Below are 19,759 nucleotides of genomic sequence, written 5' to 3'. Positions count from 1 at the left end.
TGCCAGCCTTTGCCCAGTCGACCGGTGCCCCTGCCGGCAGCGAGCCCGCAACGGCCCCGGGTGGAACGGAAGGGATCGCCGGGGCGCGTAACGAGCGTGAAGCGATCCGCAGCGGTGACGCCATTCCCGCCCCACGCGGCGTCGGCGAACCCGTGCCGCCGTCTCCAGCCGGCACGGTCGCGGCGCCGGACCAGCCGCCCGCCACGCGCCCCTGATCGAACGGCACCCGAACAACCGTGAAAGAAAAACCCCGCCGGAGACGATCCGGCGGGGTTTCCTTTCATCGGTGGCTGGCCTGCTGCCTATTGGGTCAGCTTGTCGTCGATGCCCTTCACGTACCAGTTCATGCCGAGGATCATCGGATCGGAGGCGTTCTCGCCCTCCTTCACGGCAATCGAGCCGTCCTGCTTGTAGACCGGTCCCTGGAAGGGGTGGAGCTTGCCATCGGCGATCGCCTTCTTGGTCTCCTCGGCCATCGCCTTCACATCGTCGGGCATGTTGGTGAAGGGCGCCAGCACGACCATGCCATCCTTGATGCCGCCCCAGGTGTCATGGCTCTTCCAGGTGCCGTCGAGGACGGCTTTGGCCTCGGAGATCACGTAGCCGTTCCAGTCGTCCGTGATCGAGGTGAGCTGGGCCTTGGGCGCGAAGCGGTACTGGTCGGAGGATTGTCCGAAGGCGAGCTTGCCCTGCTTTTCGGCCTCCTGCAGCGGAGCCGCGGAGTCGGTGTGCTGGGTCAGGATATCGGCGCCCTGCGCCAGGAGTGCCTTGGCGGCCTCGGCCTCCTTGCCCGGATCGAACCAGGTATTCACCCAGACGACCTTGATCTTGATGTTCGGGTTGACCGACTGCGCCCCGAGCATGAACGCGTTGATGCCGCTCACGACTTCAGGGATCGGGAAGGAGGCGATATAGCCGACCGTGCCGGACTTCGAGAGCTTGCCGGCGATCTTCCCGCAGACATAGCGGCCTTCGTAGAAGCGGGCCGAGTAGGTCGAAACGTTGTCCGAGCGCTTGTAGCCGGTGGCGTGCTCGAACTTCACCTTCGGGAATTTCTTGGCGACCTTCAGGGTCGGCTCCATGAAGCCGAAGGAAGTGGTGAAGATCAGGCCGGCGCCCGAGCGGGCGAGTTTCTCGATGGAGCGTTCGCTGTCGGCCTCGGGCACATTCTCGAGGAAGGTGGTCTCGACCTGGCCGGGCAGCGCCTCCTGCAGCGCCTTGCGGCTGAGGTCATGCTGGTAGGAATAGCCGAAATCGGCCACCGGCCCGACATAGACGAAGCCAACCTTCAGCTTGTCGGCCGCGATCGCCGGCGTAATCGGCATCTGGCCGATTGCCAGGGCAGCGCCGAACAGGGCGCCCCCGAACTTCTTGAAACTGCCCCGCATCGTTATGTCCTTTTCGATCCCTTATGCGCGCGGCGGCACCCGTGCCGGGCCGCCTGCGCTCATCGGCTCGGCGTAAACACCCGTCCGAGAGCAGCGGGGGCGAGTGAGCCGCCGTGGCGCTGCCCGAGGGAGAGCAAGACGAGGGCCAGGATCGTCGCCAGATAGGGCACGGCCGAAAGGAGCTGACCCGGCAGGCCGAGGCCCGCGGCCTGGGCGTGGAGTTGCAGCACCGTCGCGCCGCCAAAAAGCAGCGCGCCGGCCGCGACCCGCACCGGCTTCCAGGACGCGAAGACCACGAGCGCCAGCGCAATCCAGCCGCGCCCCGCGGTCATCCCGGGCGCCCAAAACGGCGTGTAGGCGAGCGAGAGATAGGCACCGCCGAGCCCAGCGCAGGCGCCGCCGAACAGCACGGAGAGGAAGCGGACCTTGCGGACCTGCAATCCGAGCGCGTGCGTCGCCACGTGGTCGTCACCGATGGCGCGCAGGATCAGGCCGGTTCGCGTCCGCCAGAGAAACCACCAGACTGCAGCAACCAGACCGACGGCAAGGTAGACGAAGGCGTCCTGGCCAAAGAGCAGCTTGCCGATTCCCGGCAGGTCGGTCAGCCCGGGAATGGACAGGTGGGGCGCCGGATCGCGCTTCATGCCGACATAGCTCGCCCCGACCAGCCCCGAGAGGCCGAGGCCGAGGATGGTCAGCGACAGGCCGGAGGCGACCTGGTTTGCGGCGAGCCCCACCGTCAGGATGCCGAACAGAGCCGAGAGCAGCAGGCCGGCGCCCGCCCCGCCAAGGGCGCCGAGCAGGGTCGAGCCGGTCTGCATCGCCACGGCAAAGCCGACGGCCGCCCCGAAGATCATCATTCCCTCGACACCGAGATTCAGCACGCCCGATCGCTCGACCAAGAGTTCGCCGATGCCGGCGAGGATCAGGGGCGTTGCCGCCGCCAGCACCGTCACGAGCACCATCTGGAGGATGTCGAGGGTCATGAGGGGCTCCGGCGCGGGCTGTTCACGCGGTCGCGTTCAGGGAACGGCACGGCTCGACGGACCGCCCGGTACGATCCGCACATGGTAGCGGGCAATCACGTCGGCCCCGAGCACCAGGCCGAGCAGGAGCCCCTGGAAGGCGCGGGTCAGGTCGAGCGGCAGCCGCAGATCGATCTGCGCGCCCTCGCCACCGATTGTCGTCAGCGCGATGACGATGGCCGCGAGCAGGATGCCCGGCGGCGAGAGCCGCCCGAGGAAGGTCACGATGATCGCCGTGAAGCCGTAGCCCGGCGAGATCTCGGGCTGGAGCTGACCGATCCTGCCGGCGACCTCGGCGATGCCGGCAAGACCCGCCGCACCACCGGATATCGCGAAGGCCGCGAGTGTCAGCCGGGCATCGGAGAAGCCGGCGAAACGGGCCGCGCGCGGGCTGGCGCCGACGAGGCGCACCTCGAAACCGAACAGGGTGCGCGACAGGACGATCGTCGCGAGCACCACGGCGAGCAGCGCGATCAACACGCCCATATGCAGCGTTTCGCCCTCCATCAGGTAGGGCAGGCGGGCAGCGGGATCGAAGCCGACGCTTTGCGGGAAGTTGAAGCCCGCCGGATCGCGCAACGGGCCGCGGACCATATAGTCGAGCAGCAGCTGGGCAACGTAGACCAGCATCAGACTCGTCAGGATCTCGGAGACCCCCAAACGCACCTTCAGCACCGCCGGGATCAGGGCGTAGGCGGCGCCGGCCATTGTGCCGGCGATCAGCATGACGGGCAGGATCCAGATCGCCATCCCCTCCGCGCCATGCGTGGCGATGCCGACCCAGCCACCCGCGAGGCCGCCAACGACGAACTGGCCCTCGGCGCCGATATTCCAGAGATTGGCGCGGTAGCAGAAGGCCAGCCCCGTCGCGATCAGCGCGAGGGGAGCGGCCTTCAAGGCGATCTCCTGCAGAGACCAGATCTCGCTCAGCGGCATGACGAAGTAGGTGACGAAGGCCTGCACCGGCGAGACGCCGAGCGCCGCCACGGCGATGCCGCCGATCAGCACGGCCGCAACGAAGGCGAGGGCTGGAGACAGAAGGTTGAGGAGCGAGGAACGGCGGGTGCGGGGGACGAGGTCGAGGCGCATGGTGGCGATCGCTCAGTGCGCGTGGGCCGGCAAGGGGACCGGTGCCATCTCATGGACCGGCGGAAGGCTGCCCCCAGCCGAGCCGTGATCGCTCGCACCGCCCATCAGCAGGCCAACCGCCTCCCGGCTGGTCTCGGCCGAGGGCACTGCCGGCGAGAGAGTTCCATCGTTCAGGACCGAGAGCTTTCCGGCCATCTCGAACAGCTCGACGAGATCCTGGCTGATCACGAGAATGGCGGCGCCACGTGCGGCGAGATCGATGACTGCCTGTCGAATATGCGCGGCGGCAGCCGCATCGACGCCCCAGCTAGGCTGGTTGATGACCAGGACACCCGGCTCCGCCAGAATCTCGCGCCCGACGACGAACTTTTGGAGGTTGCCACCCGAAAGCGTGCCGGCCGCCGGGTCGGGGCCGGCCTTGCGAACGTCGAAAGCGTCGATCACGCGTCTGGCGAGATCGCGAGCGGAACCGAGCTTGAGACAGCCGAACCGGGTGAGCGGCACCGTTGCATAGCGCGACAGAAGGACGTTCTCGGAGAGGCTCATCAGGGGCGCTGCGGCATGGCCGTTGCGCTCCTCCGGGACGAAGCCTGCTCCGAGCCTACGCCGTGCGTTGATGCCGAGGGAGCCGACTGGCTGTCCATCGATCCGCACGGCCTCAGGAGACGGCGCGCGGATCTCGCCCGATAGGGCAGCGAAGAGTTCGGCCTGCCCGTTGCCGGCGATCCCGGCGATTCCGAGGATCTCGCCGCCCGCCACGCTCAACGTCACATCGCGCAGCGAGGTCGCGTGCAGACCAGGGGCAGGGAGGCTGAGGCGATCGACACGCAGACGCTCCCGGCCTGGCGTACCGCGCTTCCGGTGCGTCACCTCCCGCACCGCCGTCCCAACCATCATCGCGGCGAGCGAGCGGGCGGTCTCCTCGCGCGGATTGCAGGCGCCCACCACCTTGCCGGCGCGCAGGATCGTCGCGCGCGCACAGAGCCGCCGGACCTCGTCGAGGCGGTGTGAGATGTAGAGCAGCGCGCGGCCCTCCTCGCGGAGGCGCTCCAGCACCGTGAACAGCACCTCCGCCTCGCCGGGCGTCAGGACGGAGGTCGGCTCGTCGAGAATCAGGAGGCTCGGATCCTGGAGGAGGCAGCGCACGATTTCGATGCGCTGGCGCTCGCCCGCCGAGAGCGACCAGACCGGCCGGCTCGGATCGAGATGCAGTCCATAGTCCGCGCCGAGCCTCGCGATCCGCGCCGCGAGCGCCTTGCCGGAGAGCGCCTTCGGCATGACGAGCGCGATGTTCTCGGCGACGGTCAGGTTCTCGCACAGCGAGAAATGCTGAAACACCATGCCGATCCCGAGCCGGCGGGCGGCCTCGGGGTTCGGAAGCTGCACGATGTCGCCCTTGTGGGTGATGACGCCCTCCGTCGGCTCCAGCAGGCCGTAGAGCATCTTCATCAGGGTCGACTTGCCAGCCCCGTTCTCGCCCAGCAGCGCGTGAATCTCGCCGGCGCGGATCTCCAGGTCGACGCCGTCATTGGCCGTGAAGCTGCCGAAGCGCTTGACGATACCGTAGGCGCCGAAGAGCGGGGTCGGCCCCTCGTTCCGCGGGATCCCGATGGCGGGCGACGGGGCAGCGTCCATTCAGGAGGTTCCGAACAGGCTGAGCGCCAGCCGGGAATGCTCCTCGCGAAGCCGGCGAGTGTCCAGTCCGATGGGATGCCCGTCGATGACCCGCCATTGCCCGGCGACCATCACTCGGTCGGCCCGGTAGGCACCGCAAAGCACCAGGGTGGCGAGCGGGTCGTGCCCGCCAGAAAAACGCAGCTCGTCCAGCGTGAACAGCGCCAGATCCGCCTCGCGGCCCTCCTCGATCCGGCCGATATCGGAGCGGCCGAGGCAGGCGGCGGACCCCTCCGTCGCCCAGCGCAGGGCGTCGAGATGCGTGACCTTCTCCGCGCCGTAGGTCAGCCGGTTGAGCATCAGAGCGTGGCGCACGCCCTCCATCAGGTTCGAGTTGTCGTTCGACGCCGAGCCGTCGACACCGAGGCCCACGGGCGAGCCGGCGGCTTCGAGTTCGCAGGTTCGGCAGCAGCCGGAGGCCAGCGTCATGTTCGAGGTCGGGCAATGGCAGACACCCACGCCCGCCTTGCCGAGCCGGACCACCTCCTCGTCGTTGAAGTGAATGCCGTGCGCGAGCCAGGCCCGCGCGTTCATCCAGCCGACTTCCTCGAGATAGTCGACCGGACGCTGGCCGAAGGCTTCCAGGCAATAGGCGTCCTCGTCGAGCGTCTCGCCGAGATGGGTATGGAGGCGGCAATCGTAGCGGTCGGCCAATGCCGCGCTTTCCCGCATCAGCCGCTTGGTGACGTTGAACGGCGAGCAGGGCGCGAGCCCGATCTGAACCATCGCGCCGGGTGAGGGATCATGGAACAGCGAGAGCACACGCTCGCTGTCGGACAACACGGTGTCGTCGTCCTGCACCAGCGTGTCCGGCGGCAGGCCGCCATCGCGCTCGGACAGGCTCATCGAGCCACGGGTCACGAAGGCTCGGATTCCAAGGGCCTTGGCCTCCTCGACCTGAATGTCGACCGAGGATTCGAGCCCCTTGGGGAAGAGGTAGTGATGGTCTCCGGCCGTGGTGCAGCCCGAGAGCAGCAACTCCGCATAGGCGAGCCGTGAGGCGAGGCGGAAGGCCTCCGGGGTCAACCTATGCCAGACCGAGTAGAGGGATTTCAGCCACGGAAACAGCGGCTTGTTGATCGCCAACGGATGGGCGCGGGTCAGTGTCTGGAAGAAGTGGTGATGGGTGTTGACGAGACCAGGGATGACGACGTGACGGGAGGCATCGAAGGTCTCGTCGACCGAACTGGACGGCTTGGCGCTGGCCGCAACGCGTTCAACGATGCGGCTTCCCTCGACGACGACCCCGCCGCCGGCCCCCTCGGCGAGGATGGCCAGCGGCGTCTTGATCCAGAGACGGCTTCCCTTCGCGTTGTGTTCGCTCATCCGATCTCCTGACGCGTGTCCAGCCCGGTACAACGCGGGTCTCATATCGTATTGGGATTCGAGGATCGTCGCGGCTCAGAAGATGTGGACCGCGAAGCCGGCGAGAAAGCTCTTCTCCTCGGTGCCTTTGAAGGTTGGCGTCTCCTGGTTGCCGAACTTGTTCAGCCAGTACTGGAAGCCGATGAAGGCATCGAGCCTGTTGGGCTGGTTCCAGACCAGCTTGCCCACGTCGAGCACGAGGTTGGTGCGCGACAGGAATTCGAGGCCGGTCTTCGGATTGGTGGCGAAGGCGCTGGGATCCGAGACTCCGCGGCCCTTGGGCAGGACGATGTTGTTGAAGCCGGCGATCGAGAGCGGGACGTTCGGGAAGAAGCTCAGCGGGAAGTTATAGACGATCTCGAATTCGGGAACCGTGTCGAAGCTGACATCGCGGTTCGGCTGCAGGTTGAAGCCGTTGCGATTCCACTCCTTGTAGGCGTGCGTCGAGATGTTCAGGAAGCCCGCCGGCACGTCGACCGAGAAGGTCAGGCCGCCGACGACGTCGCGCTTCTTCGGGCCGAAGGCGGTGTTCTTCGAGTTCGCATCGAAGCCGAAGGCGAGCGAAACGTCCTTCACGATCCCCGGGATCGTGAAGGCCTTGGTATTCGTCAGGGCGTTCAGGCTCAAAGTGCCGCGATAGAGGCCATAGGCTTCCGTCGCACCGTAATCGTACTGGGCAAACCCGCCGGGGGCGTTCGTCGTACCAGCCGGATCCTGGTTGGCCGATCGCAGGATATCGAGCGAGAAGAAGTTCGTGCCGTAGGCCCAGGCATCGGCATGCGAGATGTTGGTGATGTATTTCGGAATGCCGCGGGTCGCGACGCTTCCATCGGGCTTCGACACCTGCACGCCCGGCTCAGCAGCCGGAAACTGGTAGCGAAAGCTGACCTGCGTATCGGCAAAGAGGAAGAACGGGGTTTCCTTGACCTCCCGCGTCTCCGGCGCCCTTTCCTTTTTGATATCGAGATCCGCCGCTGCGCCGTATCCAACCATACCGAGCGACAGCACCGTCGCCCAAAGCCCCCGCGCGAACATTTTCTGTTCTCCTCATTCGCGAAACACGAGATGAGGGCAGCAACCGATGTGCCATGCCGCGGACCGTGCAAATCGGGAACGTCCGCCGTAACAATTCAGCAACAGGTCTGTCGGCGCGCCAGTTGCTGTCAAGCGGTCACTAGACGGTGAGGTCGAAGCACGGGCTTCGTTCTTCTCTCTTACCGATTTGATCTACAGGGCGTCGCCGAAGACTCGGCACAACTATGCCGTGGATTCAATCGACATGCTGTTCCTGTGGCTGTGATGCCGAATATCGCCCGTGGCGATTGAAAAATGAGATCGCGCGCTCAAGCTTGGCCGGCGGTTTGCACGGTGCCGAGCCACCGCGATTGCTGTATGCATGGCAGGTGGCATGTGCTGCTCGTCATCGACAACCGCCGCCTTCGATCGCCCCGCGCCAAAGAGAACGCCCGTTCCGAGCGTACTCGAAAAAGACCGAGGATCCGTGTCTCAAACTCGCGCCGAGAACCTCTCTGACGAGATCGCCAACGCCATTCTGTCGGGTGAACTCTCCCCCGGCACCCATCTCGAAGAAGAACTGCTCGCCAAGCGTTTCGGCGTATCGCGGACACCGGTACGCGACGCGTTGCGGCTCCTGAACGGGACTGGGCTGATCGACCTGCGCCCGCGATATGGTGCCACCGTCCGGATGATCACGCCGGATGAACTCGACATGCTGTTCATCGCCATGGGCGAGATCGAGGCGACCTGCGCCCGCCTGTCGACGCTCAGCATGAGCCCGGCCGAACGCGGCCGGTTGCGCGATCTGCATGAGCGCATGGGACACGCGGCTAAAGCCGACGACCTGGACACCTACATCGCCGGAAACCAGGAATTTCACAGCCTTCTCTACGAAGGCTCCCATAACAGCGTCGTCGAAGAGATCGCGCGAAACCTCCGCCGACGGCTCACGCCCTACAGGCGCATGCAGTTTCTGGCGCCGGGCCGCCTTGTGCGATCGCATTCGGAGCATGATCTCGTCGTCCGGGCGATCCTCGCCCGCGACGCCGCCGCGGCCAACGCGGCGATGCTCGTTCACATGAGCATCGTCGAGGACGTCTTCGAGGCCGTCGATGCCGAGGCCGCCGTCGGAAGGAAGGCTGCGCGCAACCAGGCTCCAACTGGCCGCGCTTCGAATGGGCGCGCCGATCGGCCGGCCGACCCGATCCGCTCCCGCCGCTGAGGCCGCTTTTGCATAGGGGAGCGTCAAGCGCCGCACATTCGTGCAGCGATGTGTATGGTTTGGGCACGCCAACGGCGTGTTGTGCATACATGATTGAGCGCCTGGAAATGCAGTCTCGCGCTCATCATCATGCCCATCGTCGACGCTGAACCGTCACTCCTCTCCTTCGAGATCGGGGCGACTGCGCTCGTCATCATCGACATGCAGCGCGACTTCCTCGAACCGGGAGGCTTCGGCGAAACGCTCGGTAACGACGTGTCTCTGCTCGCCAAGGCCATCCGACCAGCGCAGGATCTTCTCGAGGCGGCACGCGCTTCAGGCCTTTTCGTCATTCATACCCGCGAGGGCCACAAACCCGATCTCTCCGATGCGCCCCCTGCCAAGCTCGAGCGCGGAGAGCCGACTGCACGCATCGGCGCGCCCGGCCCGATGGGGCGCATCCTGATCCGCGGGGAACCAGGCCACGACATCATCCCCAGACTGCAGCCGCGGGAGGGCGAGCTGGTCATCGACAAGCCGGGGAAGGGCGCCTTCTACGCGACCGGGCTCGGCGACGCATTGCAGGCCCGCGGGATCACGACGCTGTTCGTCTGCGGCGTCACGACCGAGGTGTGTGTGCATACGACGGTGCGGGAGGCCAATGACCGTGGCTATCGCTGCGTCGTCGTCTCGGATGCCTGCGGCTCGTACATCCCGGAATTCCACGACGTCGGGCTCGCGATGATCAAGGCGCAAGGCGGCATCTTCGGATGGGTAACCGATTCCGGCCGCGCGATCGCGTCGATGACCACCCCATGACGCGCTGAGACGCTCGCACTCGCCAACGGGGTGTGGCGTGGCCGTTGCACGGGGCCACGCCATCACCGTTCTCTCACGCAAGCCAGTGGATCGATCGGGGCGACAATGGCGGCACGCGACACGAAACCGGCATTCGATCCGGATGCCTATTTGAGCGCAGGGCTGGGCATCCTCGATCTCGCGATCGATCCGGACTGGGCGCCGGCAATCGTTGCGAACCTGAAAGTCCTGCACGCGGCGGCAGAGCTCGTCGCCAGCTTCCTTCTGGCCGACGAAGCCGAGGCTGCACCGGTTTTCGAGGCGTGACGCGCGTGGAAGATCTGAGCACAGCCTCCGCCGCAGAGATCGCATCCGCTGTCTCGACGAAGTCCGTCAGTGCTCGCAGCGTCGTCGCCTCGACGCTCGAACGGATCGCGCGGATCGACGGCCGCGTGAACAGCTTCACCGACGTGCTGTCAGACCGCGCTCTCGCGCGCGCCGATGCCGTCGATGCCGCTCGGCAGCGCGGCCAAGCCATCGGCCCCCTGGCCGGTGTACCTTTCGCGGTGAAGAACCTCTTCGACGTCGCCGGGTTGCCGACCAGGGCTGGCGCGAAAATCAATCGCGACCGAGTCCCGGCCGAGCGCGACGCGACCTTGATCGCGCGGCTCGAAGCAGCGGGAGCGATCCTCGTCGGCGCCCTGAACATGGGCGAATTCGCCTACGACTTCACCGGCGAGAACATCCACGACGGGCCGACACGAAACCCGCATGATCTTGAGCATATGTCCGGCGGGTCGTCCGGCGGCTCGGGAGGCGCGGTTGCGGCAGGTCTCGTCCCGCTGACGCTCGGCTCCGATACGAACGGCTCGATCCGCGTCCCATCGGCCTTCTGCGGCTGCTTCGGCCTGAAGCCGACCTATGGCCGGCTCAGCAGGGCCGGCAGCTTCCCCTTCGTCGGAAGCCTCGACCATCTCGGCCCGATCGCCCGCTCGGTCACGGATCTCGCGCTTGCCTACGACGCGATGCAGGGGCCTGATCCAGCCGATCCCGTGGAGACCGATCGCGGGATCGAGGCCGTGCGCCCAACGCTCGACGCAGGAATCGGGGATCTTCGTGTCGGCGTTGCCGGTGGCTACTTCGCTCGTGGCGGCGATGCAGAGGCTTTTGCTGCCGTCCAGCACCTCGGCCACGCGCTCGGATGCGATCGAACGGTCGATATCCCGGAAGCCGCCCGTGCCCGTGCGGCGGCCTACCTGATCACGGCCGCGGAAGGCGCCACCCTGCACCTCGATCGCTTGCGCAGCCGTGCCGAAGATTTCGATCCGGCCGTCCGCGACAGGCTCATCGCCGGTGCGATGATCCCTGCGCCTTACCTGGAGCGCGCGCAGCGCTTCCGCCGTCACTACCGCACGGCCGTCCTCGACCTGTTCCGCGACGTCGACGTCATCCTTGCTCCATCCACACCGTGCCGGGCGCCCAGGCTCGGTCAAAAGACCTTCGTGCTCGACGGCGTGGAACTGCCCGTTCGTGCGAATATCGGCGTCTTCACGCAGCCGATCTCGTTTATCGGCTTGCCGGTCGCCGCCGTCCCCGTATGGCTCGACGATGGGCTTCCCCTCGGCGTGCAGATCATCGGCGCGCCCTGGCGCGAGGATGTGGTGCTGCGCATCGCGCGATATCTCGAGAAGGAAGGTCACGTGCGAGCGCCCGTCGCGGCGTTCGCCTGAGAGGAAGAAACCGATGCAGATCGACGATGCCGAGACGAAAGCCGAGGTCGAAGCGGCATTCGCGCGCTACGAAGCGGCCCTCGTCGGCAACGACGTCGCGACGCTCGAAGCGCTCTTTCACGACGATCCCCGTACGATCCGATACGGCGTGGGTGAAAACCTCTACGGCATGGACGCGATCCGCGCCTTTCGGCGCTCGCGTTCGCCCCAAGGCCTCGATCGCAGCCTATCGGACACGGTGATCACGACCTACGGCCGTGACTACGCCGTCGCGATGACCCTGTTCCGGCGAACCAATGCGCCTGGCAAAGTGGGACGCCAGAGCCAGACCTGGGTTCGCTTTCCCGAAGGCTGGCGGGTCGTCGCAGCCCACGTCAGCGTGATCGAGGGCGAATAGGAAGCGTCCGGGGTTCAAATGGTACGAGTTGCCGACACGACGAAGGCGGTTCGAGGCTCGAAGCCAGCTGCCTCCGGGTGGAAGGCCTGAACGCATCGTGGTTCCTGTCGATGGCCGAGCCCGTGACCGGATCGGACAACGGAGGCCCGACGACAACCAGGACCGGCCCCGCATGACGCGGTGCGCGTGATCGCGCTAGCCGAACCCGAGAACTTGCCTAGAGCCTGGCGGAAGGGGTGTCCGCCAGATGAAATCTACAACTATCCTAATACTCTGATATCACAAAGCTATTTTGCGGGCGCTCTAGAATATGTTGGACGTAGTGTTGGACGTTTAGTTGGACCATTTGCGCGCTGGCCGGGAGGCTGTCTGCGGCCGTCAAGCTGGGCAAAAGTCGAGAGCGTCGTGGGGGCCCACTTGCATTCCTCGAGCTGAGCGAACTGCTCGAGCGCTGCTGGATCAGCGGACGAAGCATCCCGGTAGGGCCAGACACGGGTGGTTAAGAAGGGGCTGCTTTTCGGCTTCCAGAAGGCGCTCCCCATTCTGCGCGACGGTGCGTCCATCATCTTCACCGGCTCGATCGCGGGCTCGATCGGCATCCCCAATATGTCCGTCTACTCGTCGACCAAAGCTGCGGTTCGGAACCTCGCACGCGGCTGGATGCTCGACACCAAGGAGCGGCGCTTCCGCATCAACGTGCTGAGCCCGGGACATACCCTGACCCCCGGCCTGGCGAGCGTGATTCCGCCGGAAGAGCGCGTGGGGCTGATCGACACCATTCCCCTGAGCCGCCTCGGCTCGCCTGAAGATCTCGGCAGGGCCGCCGTTTTCCTGGCATCGGATGACAGCGCGTACATCACCGGCGTCGAGTTGGATGTCGACGGGGGCGTTTCGCAATACTGATCTTGCTAATCGGTGTGGAGTGGTTGCCGGCGCGAGCAGCCGCGCAACCGTTCCCGCCGCCGTGAGCACGGCTTGATCGCTGCGGATCCAGTTCGGGCTTGGAGGGGCCGGCTCGCCTCAAATGGCCGCATACGGCCCCGGCTCGGTATTATGCAGGCTCGCCATCGCGGCGAAGTTATGGGACCCGATTGCGCTTATCCTCGTCCGCAGCTTCGGTTTGCAGGGGAACGGCGTGCCCTAGGCGCCCTTATTGGGAGATCCTCGCGCTCGGTAACCGCGCCGCTGTTCCCGCATGGGTAGGCGTTAACGCCGGGACCACTGCGGAAACTGATCGCGGGTCGTCGACGGCGGGAACCGGGCGGGCTGACGTTCTCCTCATGTGTCGACGAACCCAGCAGCGAGCGGCTGCTTAGGTTCTTTGCGGCGGTTCTTTCAATGACCTGTCGCCGCAGCCTCAAGCTGCGCGCACCGTAGCCAAGAAGCGATCGACCTCAGCCGAGAGATGTTCCGCCTGCTGCGATAACTCGGACGCTGCGCCGAGAACCTGAGAGGCGGATGCTCCCGTTTCCTCAGCAGCCCCAGCGACACCGACGATGTTCGCAGTGACCTCGCCGGTTCCCGCCGCCGCCTGCGCGACGTTGCGGACGATCTCCTGGGTCGCCGCACCCTGCTCTTCGACGGCGGCGGCGATGGAGGTGGCGACGCCGCTGATCTCCTCGATCCGCGCGGATATCGAGCCGATCGCCGTCACGGCCTGGTTGGTCGAGCCCTGGATCTGGGTAATCTGACTGCTGATCTCTTCGGTGGCGCGGGCGGTCTGGCTCGCCAGCTCCTTCACTTCGGAGGCGACGACCGCGAAGCCGCGGCCGGCCTCGCCGGCGCGGGCCGCCTCAATCGTGGCATTCAGAGCCAGAAGATTGGTCTGGCCGGCGATGCCGCTGATCAGGGTCACGACATCGCCGATCCGCGTGGCGGCCGAGCTTAGCTCCTTGACGAGCGCACTGGTCTGACTGGCCTCCGCCACCGCCGAGCGGGCGAGATCGGCTGAGCCGCCGACCTGACGGCCGATCTCCCCGACGGAGGCGCCTAGCTCTTCCGCAGCGGCCGCGACGGTGTTGACGTTGGAGGCAGCTTCCTCGGCGGCAGCCGCGACTGAGCTGGACTGGCTCGCCGTCTGGCTCGCGGTCGCGGTCATCGTCTGCGCCGTGGCCTGCAACTCGGTGGCCGAAGAAGAGACAAGCCCGATGATTCTGCCTACAGCGCTTTCGAAGCTGCTCGCCATTTGGCGCATGCCTGCTTTTCTCTGCTCTTCGGCAGCCAACCGAGCCTGCGCCGTTTCGTCCTCCAAAGCGCGAGTCCGTAGGAGATTCTCTTTAAAGACCTGCACAGCTGATGCCATGGAGCCGATCTCGTCATCCCGCTCCGTACCAGGAATCTCCGCAGTGGCATCACCGCCGGCCAACGTCTTCATAGCGCTGGTCATCTCTTGGATCGGTCGGGTCACCCGAAGCCAACTGAAGACCATGGCCGCCAGCGCCATTAGCACCGCGATCGCTACTGACACGTAAGCGGCCAGTACCGCAGAGTCGGCGGCCATCCCGGCCGCAGCAACCTCCATCTTGGCGCTGCGCTCGTTGAAGTCGGCATCCCGGATGAGAGACCGCCGTACTTCGTCATAGAGGTTTGCGTTGGTCGAGTTGCTCATCAGCGTTAACGCGTCGGCCTGTCGGCTGGAGGCGACCAACTGCGAAGCTTTACGCGCGATTTCCTCGAAGCGTGTCCATAGCGTCTTGAATTCGTCGTAGAGGGCCCGTTCCTCAGAATTGGCGATCATCGGCTCGTAGACTTTGCGCGCCTTTGCGATCGAGCCCAAAGCAGTCGCGAATTGGGCCTCGTTCTCGGCACGTTGGGTAGGCGAATTCGAGAATGCTACGAGGTGCAACTGCTTGATGCGCACCTCTTCCGCCGCAGACTTGATATTATTGATGGCAACGACCGAGGGCAGCCAGTTGGTGTCGATCTCGTTCACGCCCTGCCGAATAGCGCTCACCTTCGCGACCGAGAGTGCTCCTTGCCCGGCACTGACGACGGCAAGAAGGGAAAACGCGGAAGCCAGAACGGTTTTGATGGAGAGGTGCAGTCGCATGCTCGTGCTCTTGGTTGAGACCGAGCAGGCACATGCCGGGTGAAGCTCGGAGCCGAAGCGGCACCCCTATGCAACCCTCATTTTAATCCCGTTAACCGCGAATATTTTTGCGATGAGGCCGGCGAGCTGGACATTGCGACACCATTCTCCGGCTCGCTGCTTTGCCCAGTCTCAGTTCGAAACGCTCCTCGCGGATAGGATGGCGCCTTCGTCGGGTGGAGATCCACGAGCTTTCGCCGGGCGGGCTAGCAGTCTGTGCTGGCGACGGAGATGATCAGCGAGCGAAAATAGAAGAGGCGCGGGACGGCTTGCGGCTAGTCGACCACGCGGCTGTGACTTCACGGAAAGATACGCTTCACCAATCTTTCTACAATCTGCAGCATACGTGGCTCTTTTTATGCGACCCGTGGATTGTACGAACCGGCAGCGCGTAGAGTGCGCGGAACCTGAGCGCCGCAAGTGTCCAAGTTCATTCCCCAAGACAGAACTCAGATCGTCGAGGCTCTGCAACATTGCGAACGCGCCCGAGAGGCCATCGGCTCGGGAGGGTCTTTGGAAGCGCGGGTGCTTCTCGACATGATCTTGCTGCAACTCCGTAGGGACGAGCGCGGCGCGGCTAGTGTCGCAACCGCGAGAGAAATGGCAGAGGCGGTCAATCCGTGCACCGGCGCACCGGGCGCTCCGGACGCAACAGAGCCCGCCCCGCTGGCGGACGAGGGCAGGCTCTGAGGCCGGAAGGACCCGCCCGCACGGGGCCGGGCCAACCGCACCGACCTAACCTGTTGCAGACCAATCGCAATAGATCTGCATGAAGTCATAAATCAAGACCGTGATCAGTCTTCTAAGTATGCAAGATGAGCACGGCCATGACACCTAAGCGCGGAGCATTAGATATCTGCGCCAGCCGCGACCTGAAGTGAACCCCGCTGTTCGACATAGCTTGCGAGGTTTGCCAGCGAAGAATTCATTCCGCGTTGATGGTTACGATGGTCGATCCCAGGTGGAACGTTCTCAGCAGAAACGCGCACCTCTGTCTCTCCGCCGATGGATGTCAGATGCCAAGTCATCACCATTGCTCCGGCAAAAGCAGGATCGTCGGACACGAATGTGCAGCGCTGCCGCACGACCTCGTTCGGTACAAGCTCTAGAAACTCGCCGTTGATGACATCAGTATTTGATGACGACTTTCGCGCGCCGTTCTCATCAGGAGTTTCGAATATGAGCGTCATCCGAAACAGTCCGTTGGGATGCGGTTCGAAATCATGGATCACGCCGCATGCTCCCGCTGGAGGCAGCCAACTCTGCACAGCATTTCGCGTGGTCAGGGCCCTGTAGACCACTTCGCTAGGCGCTGCGATCTGCCGGATGGCACAATCCACCCGTAAGTCATGCCCCTCCTGTCGTGCTCCACGATTTTGCCCCTTCTGCTTTTGCTTTCCTACCACCATGGACCTTGCAGGCGGGGAAGGCCGAACGCGAGGACTCCCCTGACGAACGTCGCAACAATCTCACCGCCGCTGGATGCGATGCATATGATCCGGGATGATCGGCAGCGGCTCTAAAACTCGCCTTCGCAAAGCTGGTCGCGGTCGGAACTGATCATGTAACTAATACAAAAGATGCCAGGAACGAACCTGTAATAACTAAAGACAATAAAACGTGAAAGCGCGAACCCAAAAGATGGGCCATATCGACCATGGACGACTTTGACTGAAGCGCTTCTGGTCATCGTAATTCTTCGCCATTTAATTAAACGACGATCGTCGAAGCGGAGAAAAACGGTTCCTAGATTTTGGTAAGGTCCGACTTTATGCGATTTCAAGAGCACACGACCTGGCCCAGTGACGGGACCCGCGTTCGTTGCTTAGCCAGGACTTTCGGGTGTGCCAGCTGCGAGGTGTGGTGGATCCCAACAGCCTTCCAAAAAGCTGCGCGCTCTTCGGCGCAGCGGCGGCTCAGAGCCCTCTCGAGTTGCTTTCGAGCCGCGCGCGCGCATGCCTTGCGTTGCGCCTCGGTGGCCAGCCCCCCATCTGCTCGGACGCGGCCCCTCATGACGGCGGCAGGAGTTCAGGGGCCTGCGGTGGCCTTCCCAGCTCCTCGCCGGTGAGGGTCCATTCTCGTATGTCCCTGTTTAGCCAACGACGGAGCGTATCCGCGTCACCCTGCGACAACTGACTGCCGACGACATCGAACAAAGCCTGGGCACCATGCGCGAAACCGCGACGGAACTCGGCACGATCGCTGTCTCCCTCCTCGTACTCGAGCAAGCTCGACATGCTCCTGTCTCCTCTTCGCTAATGGCCAACAGGCGCGTCGAGATCGCCCCGGGGGCACCTAACGCAACGACCGCCGAAACCGTTCAGTCTCGGCGGCCTCTTTCGTCTACGAGAACCTTGGGATAGGGCGCCAGAACGAACGCGCGCAGGGAACCATTCCAGAAAATCAACCGCTCGTCGCTGATCGGGCGAATCGGACACCGTTAAACGGCTCACCAAGCACCGCATCCCTAGTCCTAGGCCGTCTATTGCGAGGAAGGTGCACGCGTGGACGCCTCCCGGCCGATCGAGCCAACCCACGAAGCCGCTCTCCGCGTCGGCAATCAGGTCCTGGCTTGGAAAAGAGACGCGGAGCAGATCGTGCCGCCGCTGCACTGACACGATTAGCTGGGGTAGCTCGCTAGTCCGGCTGCGCGCTTGGCGGCCGCCCGCGCCTTGTCGCCGGCCTCGTCCAACGCGCGATCGGCAGCCTCACGGGCCTCATCGATGATGCCAGATGCGGCTCGTTTAGCGCAGCCTGAGCGCAGGTCGTCCAGTTCCTCTTCGGTTAGGCCCTCGATGCCAATGTAGCGGTTCTGCGCGGCACTCGTGCGGATTAGCTCGTCGAGCTTAGCCTGGATCGCGGCGCCATCCCGGTTCTGCGTATTTTGAATCAGGAACACCATCAGGAACGTCACGATCGTCGTGCCGGTATTGATGATCAACTGCCAGGTATCCGAGTAGTGGAACAGCGGTCCGCTCGCCGCCCAGATGGCAACGATAATGATACACAGCGCGAACGCGCTGGGTTTGCCGGCGGCGCGCGCTACGCCGGAGGCAAACGCGGTAAAGACTTTGCTGGAGGGCATGCTGAGAAAACCTCGGCAACCAGAATGAGGCTGCACCGCTCCCCCTAAGCGGCCTGCGGATTGATCGAGATGGCGGCTTAGCCGGAACGGCGCTATCCTGCCAGCGATGCCGGAGCGGCAGACGTGGGCTGGCTGTTTACCGAAAAAGCCCGCCAGGCGAACCGGTTGGGCTTCGGTGCATCATCGTCCTCTAAGGAAAAAGAACCAAATCAGAAGAATGACCGGGATCGGAATCCCGATGAGCCATAGAGCAGTGCCGGTGAGCATAGTGATCTCCTAGGTGCGGCACGTAACATCTTGCCGCAAAGAAGCGTTCCAACGGCGCAGGCGCACGAAAAAGCCCGCCGCGGCGAACCGGGCGGGCTGAGTTTAGGGCTCGCGGCTAGGCCGATCGGGTTGAGGCTTCGCCGCGCCGGATCCGTAGCAGCGGCAGAAAGAGGCCGGTGTCGCTTCGGCGCAGCACGTCACGAAAAAACCCGCTCCGGTTCGCGCCGGGCGGGCCAAGTGCTTAGGGAGGGCGGCACAAGCCGCGCCCTCAATGAAATCGGTCTTTGTGGCGTTAGTCGGGTCGGTTACCTCCAGCAATGCACGGCTTGCTCATGACCTCGGCGAGCGTCTCGACCACACAGCGACCCGGCGTCGAACCATTGAAGATGATGAGGGACCTCGCCCTGGGGCAGCTCTCGCCGACGCGCGGGCTCACGGTTGCCATCAGATCGCGGTTGGCCACGATCGGGCAGCTCTCGCCACCCTGAATCGCGAGAAGCAGAATGAAACACCGCATCAGCCGAACGTCCCCGTGAACACGCCAGCCTCGGTGAACTGGTCGATGACGAAACCGAGCACCAGGGCGATGAGGATGCCGGCGGCTGCCAGCCCCCCGCGGACCCGCCTTGAGGATGGCGTGCGGGATCTCTGGCCGGTCGCTCAGGACGATCGTCGACAGCGCCGGCACCGTGCGCTTCTTCAGCCGCGCTAGGAGGCAAAATCTGACGCTTCGTACCGTCTGGTAGCGAGCCATTGCGGAAGTTCAAAAGAAACGGCGAGCAATTGGCCTACCTGTTCTCCGTTGGATGGTTTAGCCTCGCTGCATGGGATTATTGACCTTTAGCATCAACGTGACCCTGGACGGCTGCGCCGACCACCAGGAGGGAATTGCCGACGACGAGACGCACGCCTTCTTCACCCGCCTTATGGACGAGAGCGGGGCGATGCTGTGGGGTCGCGTCACCTACGAAATGATGGAGAACCACTGGCCGGCGGTCGCCCGCGGCGACGAGGAGGCGCCGCCTGCGATTCACGAGTGGGCGGTCAAGCTGGAGGCCAAGCCGAAGTACGTGGTGTCGTTGACGCGGAAGGCCTTCCCGTGGAGCAACAGCCACCACATTGCCGGCGACCTGCGCACAGGTGTGCAGAGGCTCAAGGACGCAACCCCGGACGGCGTGCTTTTGGGTAGCGGCAAACTCGCGACCGAGCTGGACCGGCTTGATCTGATCGACGAGTACAAATTCCTCGTCCACCCCAGGATCGCCGGCCACGGGCCAACCCTCTACCAAGGCGGCCTGCCCAGCACGCGACGGCTCGAGCTGATCTCGGCATCGCCGCTCCACAACGGCGCCGTCGCCATGCATTACCGGCGCGCCCGCTAATCCAGAGCGGCCTCTTAGGCTCACCTCGAGCGCTTCCACGCCGATAGGAAGCCTTATCGCCGCCACGCAGGGGCTCTCATGGTCCAGTCGGCGCTATCGTCCCGGACGATTTCCCTCCAGGGCGTCGATCCGCTTCTGCATCTGCTGAAGGGCATCGCGCAGGCTGAAGGTGTCGCCGAACGCCCGCTTCTGATCGTCGACCTGGCGCTGCATATCGTTGAAGCGCTGCTCGTTGCCCCGCCACTTTTCCTCA

17 protein-coding genes are annotated in these 19,759 nt (G+C 64.5%); 7 read left to right on the top strand and 10 right to left on the bottom strand.

Translation table 11 applies throughout. From position 1 onward, the window contains the following. Positions 1-302 precede the first annotated feature (302 nt). The 6 genes from MGN01_RS14795 to MGN01_RS14770 all read right to left on the bottom strand — a co-directional run bounded on the left by MGN01_RS14795 (position 303) and on the right by MGN01_RS14770 (position 7,576). On the bottom strand, positions 303-1,388 hold the full coding sequence (locus tag MGN01_RS14795; RefSeq protein WP_147047596.1) for a BMP family ABC transporter substrate-binding protein: 1,086 nt from the start codon (positions 1,386-1,388) through the stop codon (positions 303-305). Between the two features lie 59 nt (positions 1,389-1,447). Further along, positions 1,448-2,374: an ABC transporter permease gene (locus MGN01_RS14790; protein WP_147047595.1), complete on the bottom strand. Its 927-nt coding sequence runs from the start codon at positions 2,372-2,374 to the stop codon at positions 1,448-1,450. Positions 2,375-2,410: 36 nt separating this feature from the next. Continuing rightward, positions 2,411-3,502, bottom strand: a complete 1,092-nt coding sequence (locus MGN01_RS14785; protein WP_147047594.1) for an ABC transporter permease — start codon at positions 3,500-3,502, stop codon at positions 2,411-2,413. A 12-nt stretch (positions 3,503-3,514) separates the two neighbouring features. Next, entirely contained in the window at positions 3,515-5,137 is a 1,623-nt protein-coding gene (locus MGN01_RS14780; RefSeq protein WP_147047593.1) for an ABC transporter ATP-binding protein, read from the bottom strand. Further along, complete coding sequence (locus tag MGN01_RS14775; RefSeq protein ID WP_147047592.1) at positions 5,138-6,502, bottom strand: 8-oxoguanine deaminase; 1,365 nt, start codon at positions 6,500-6,502, stop codon at positions 5,138-5,140. It abuts the gene before it with no gap. A 75-nt stretch (positions 6,503-6,577) separates the two neighbouring features. Then, entirely contained in the window at positions 6,578-7,576 is a 999-nt protein-coding gene (locus tag MGN01_RS14770; RefSeq protein ID WP_147047591.1) for a hypothetical protein, read from the bottom strand. Positions 7,577-8,042: 466 nt separating this feature from the next. Between MGN01_RS14770 and MGN01_RS14765 the strand changes: the two genes are divergently transcribed. The 6 genes from MGN01_RS14765 to MGN01_RS14740 all read left to right on the top strand — a co-directional run bounded on the left by MGN01_RS14765 (position 8,043) and on the right by MGN01_RS14740 (position 12,587). Beyond that, positions 8,043-8,780, top strand: a complete 738-nt coding sequence (locus MGN01_RS14765; protein WP_238258510.1) for a GntR family transcriptional regulator — start codon at positions 8,043-8,045, stop codon at positions 8,778-8,780. Positions 8,781-8,909: 129 nt separating this feature from the next. Beyond that, a complete protein-coding gene (locus MGN01_RS14760; protein WP_147047590.1) occupies positions 8,910-9,578 on the top strand; it encodes a cysteine hydrolase family protein in 669 nt (222 codons plus the stop codon). 150 nt (positions 9,579-9,728) lie between these two features. Next, positions 9,729-9,884: a DUF4089 domain-containing protein gene (locus tag MGN01_RS14755; protein ID WP_306437193.1), complete on the top strand. Its 156-nt coding sequence runs from the start codon at positions 9,729-9,731 to the stop codon at positions 9,882-9,884. Between the two features lie 5 nt (positions 9,885-9,889). Beyond that, on the top strand, positions 9,890-11,287 hold the full coding sequence (locus MGN01_RS14750; protein WP_373319220.1) for an AtzE family amidohydrolase: 1,398 nt from the start codon (positions 9,890-9,892) through the stop codon (positions 11,285-11,287). Between the two features lie 13 nt (positions 11,288-11,300). After that, positions 11,301-11,684 (top strand): oxalurate catabolism protein HpxZ, encoded by a 384-nt coding sequence (hpxZ, locus tag MGN01_RS14745; RefSeq protein ID WP_147047587.1) that lies wholly within the window; start codon positions 11,301-11,303, stop codon positions 11,682-11,684. Positions 11,685-12,179: 495 nt separating this feature from the next. Then, positions 12,180-12,587, top strand: coding sequence for an SDR family NAD(P)-dependent oxidoreductase (locus tag MGN01_RS14740; protein WP_147047586.1), 408 nt, complete (start codon positions 12,180-12,182; stop codon positions 12,585-12,587). A gap of 454 nt (positions 12,588-13,041) precedes the next feature. Here MGN01_RS14740 and MGN01_RS14735 read toward each other — a convergent pair whose 3' ends face one another. The 4 genes from MGN01_RS14735 to MGN01_RS14715 all read right to left on the bottom strand — a co-directional run bounded on the left by MGN01_RS14735 (position 13,042) and on the right by MGN01_RS14715 (position 17,857). Further along, positions 13,042-14,733 carry a methyl-accepting chemotaxis protein gene (locus tag MGN01_RS14735; protein ID WP_147047585.1) on the bottom strand — a complete coding sequence of 564 codons (1,692 nt, stop codon included), beginning with the start codon at positions 14,731-14,733 and terminating at the stop codon, positions 13,042-13,044. 887 nt (positions 14,734-15,620) lie between these two features. Continuing rightward, positions 15,621-16,181: an SRPBCC domain-containing protein gene (locus tag MGN01_RS14730; protein ID WP_147047584.1), complete on the bottom strand. Its 561-nt coding sequence runs from the start codon at positions 16,179-16,181 to the stop codon at positions 15,621-15,623. A gap of 600 nt (positions 16,182-16,781) precedes the next feature. Continuing rightward, positions 16,782-17,009, bottom strand: a complete 228-nt coding sequence (locus MGN01_RS14720) for a hypothetical protein (protein WP_147047582.1) — start codon at positions 17,007-17,009, stop codon at positions 16,782-16,784. 383 nt (positions 17,010-17,392) lie between these two features. After that, positions 17,393-17,857: a low affinity iron permease family protein gene (locus MGN01_RS14715; RefSeq protein ID WP_147047581.1), complete on the bottom strand. Its 465-nt coding sequence runs from the start codon at positions 17,855-17,857 to the stop codon at positions 17,393-17,395. A gap of 1,091 nt (positions 17,858-18,948) precedes the next feature. Here MGN01_RS14715 and MGN01_RS14710 point away from each other — a divergent pair. Continuing rightward, complete coding sequence (locus MGN01_RS14710) at positions 18,949-19,506, top strand: dihydrofolate reductase family protein (protein WP_147047580.1); 558 nt, start codon at positions 18,949-18,951, stop codon at positions 19,504-19,506. The last annotated feature ends 253 nt before the right edge of the window (positions 19,507-19,759 follow it).

Source organism: Methylobacterium gnaphalii (genome assembly GCF_007992215.1).
Classification (GTDB): Bacteria; Pseudomonadota; Alphaproteobacteria; order Rhizobiales; family Beijerinckiaceae; genus Methylobacterium; species Methylobacterium gnaphalii.
The sequence above is the reverse complement of the archived record's forward strand: the minus strand, read 5'-3'. Positions and strand labels throughout refer to the sequence as shown.